The organism is Nostoc sp. T09 (assembly GCF_002154695.1).
GTDB lineage: Bacteria > Cyanobacteriota > Cyanobacteriia > Cyanobacteriales > Nostocaceae > Aulosira.
Window position 1 is genome coordinate 1 of the sequence record NZ_MTAV01000198.1, and the last position, 1,954, is coordinate 1,954.

Consider the following 1,954-nt stretch of genomic DNA (forward strand, 5'->3'; position numbering starts at 1 on the left):
CATAAATTGTTGAGGGGTGACAAGCACACATCATTCGATAACCCGCAACTTGGGTTATTACAAAAAAGCCGAATCAGGAAACAAGCTGACGGGAGCATCCTACTTTATTGCGTTGGCGGAACGCCTTCCCGCAGGGTACGAAACAAAGTGAAGCAATCGCAGAATCCCTAACCAAGAGCAAGTCTATGCGATCGCTTCTCTACGAGACTCTACGCGAACGTCGTTCCTCCTTGCAATAGACATCTTGCATGAATCCAATCATGCCCTCAGACTTGAAGTCTGGGGCTAGACAAACAAAGCCTGCCTCCGCAGGCTAAATACTTTAAATTAAGTAAAAACTAGTTTTTATGTTAAAAATTCAGGCTAATAAATATTTGTGCAAGAAGTTTAATGACAAATAATTTTTTATTGCTACTAAATAAAAACTGGGATGCACTCCACGCTGACGTAATACCAATTCATAATTCGGAATTACAAAAGTCGGACAGAATCTAGGTTTCTAAATTTGAATTTGTTGCCGAATTTTAGAGAATTGGTATAGCAATCGGATTTGATTTTTGAAATGATACGTAGGTGGGCATTGCCCACTGCTGTATCCGGGTTTTGGTGGGCAATGCTCACCCTACATATACTTAGATTTTTTCAGAAATCAAATATGAGTCCTATATTACGTACTTGTTTCCTTCAGACTTATAAAAAAGCAAGAGAAGCATCTGAGGAAACGCGATCGCTCATTAAACGATCTACTTTGGAGTTAGGATTTGTCTGAGTTTGTGTGCTGACCATATTAATTTTCTAATTGAGGTTGCGTGTGCACAAAGCAAAGATGGCGCAGAAAATTTATCAACTGCTGTGCATCTTCTAGGTAAACCACATATTCACTGTCGCCAACTTTAACGTTCTTGCCTTCCATATCTATTCCGTATTCCTCAGCCATAACTACAATCGGTGTATGGCTGGGTAACACTGCATTTTGGCGTATGCGCTGCCCCATTTTAATGAACTGTGGTATCGACAGATCAACCTGATTGAGCAAAATTAGGTTAGGGCGATCGCGCTCATAACATGCTCGTGCGATCGCATCTTCTTCGTCTAGTGCTACAATTGCACGGAAACCATGACTGTAAAGATTATATCTAAGAAGAGGGCGTGTCTCATCATCCTGTTCAATTAGCAGGATAGTCGCCTGTGCCTTTTTTTTGTCGTTCATTTGTCACCTGATTTTTCCTCTCTCAAATTCCACTCGCAGGTTGAGAGAAGAGAACTCTGACACAACCAGACGAGAAAATTATTTGTACACAATCAAATCAGTAGATTAAGCTTGGACTTATAGCAGTATGAATTTTGCAACAAGTTTAACCAGTTGCTACATCGGAGGGAACCTCCGATGTAGCAACTGGCGTTGCGTGGGCTGGTTTCCTGACTTGAGCAAACTTTTCAAGTAGATAAGCGTTTCACATTTCCAGCTGTCGCAATATTTTTTGAAAATAGTAGTATTTTATACTCCACATATAAGTAAGAAATATTTTAAACCGCGTCTACTTTGAAAACCATAGTTTTTTCTAGATTGGGTTTTGTCCCCAAATCCTCTACTCTTCCCCGTTCACTGTTCCCTTTTGAAAAACTCCAGTTCTCATGTAGAGACTTACACCAGTTATTGATTCTTTATTATCAAATGTTTAGTAAAGGCTTTCACCTAACTAAATGAATAAGTCAGAAGATAAATTTTAAATAGTCTTCTAACAAGAGAATGTGATTAAGATCATGCTGCCCCTTGTAAGGGACTTCCAAATAAAAAAAACATCATTTTGAATGCAGGGGATAGGGGGAAATGTAAGAATTTAGGAGCCAGAATTCAGGAGCCAGAAGGGTTAAAGAATGAGGAAAAATATTAGATAAATCAATTTACTAATCTACTAGATTACCTCTAAATTCTGACTTCTGACTCCTGGGT

Annotated in this window: 1 protein-coding gene; it reads right to left on the bottom strand. The window is 39.2% G+C overall.

Going from position 1 to position 1,954, the window contains the following annotated elements; all coding sequences use genetic code 11:
• Positions 1-787: 787 nt before the first annotated feature.
• Positions 788-1,210 carry a response regulator gene (locus tag BV372_RS30670; RefSeq protein WP_086690666.1) on the bottom strand — a complete coding sequence of 141 codons (423 nt, stop codon included), beginning with the start codon at positions 1,208-1,210 and terminating at the stop codon, positions 788-790.
• Positions 1,211-1,954: the final 744 nt, after the last annotated feature.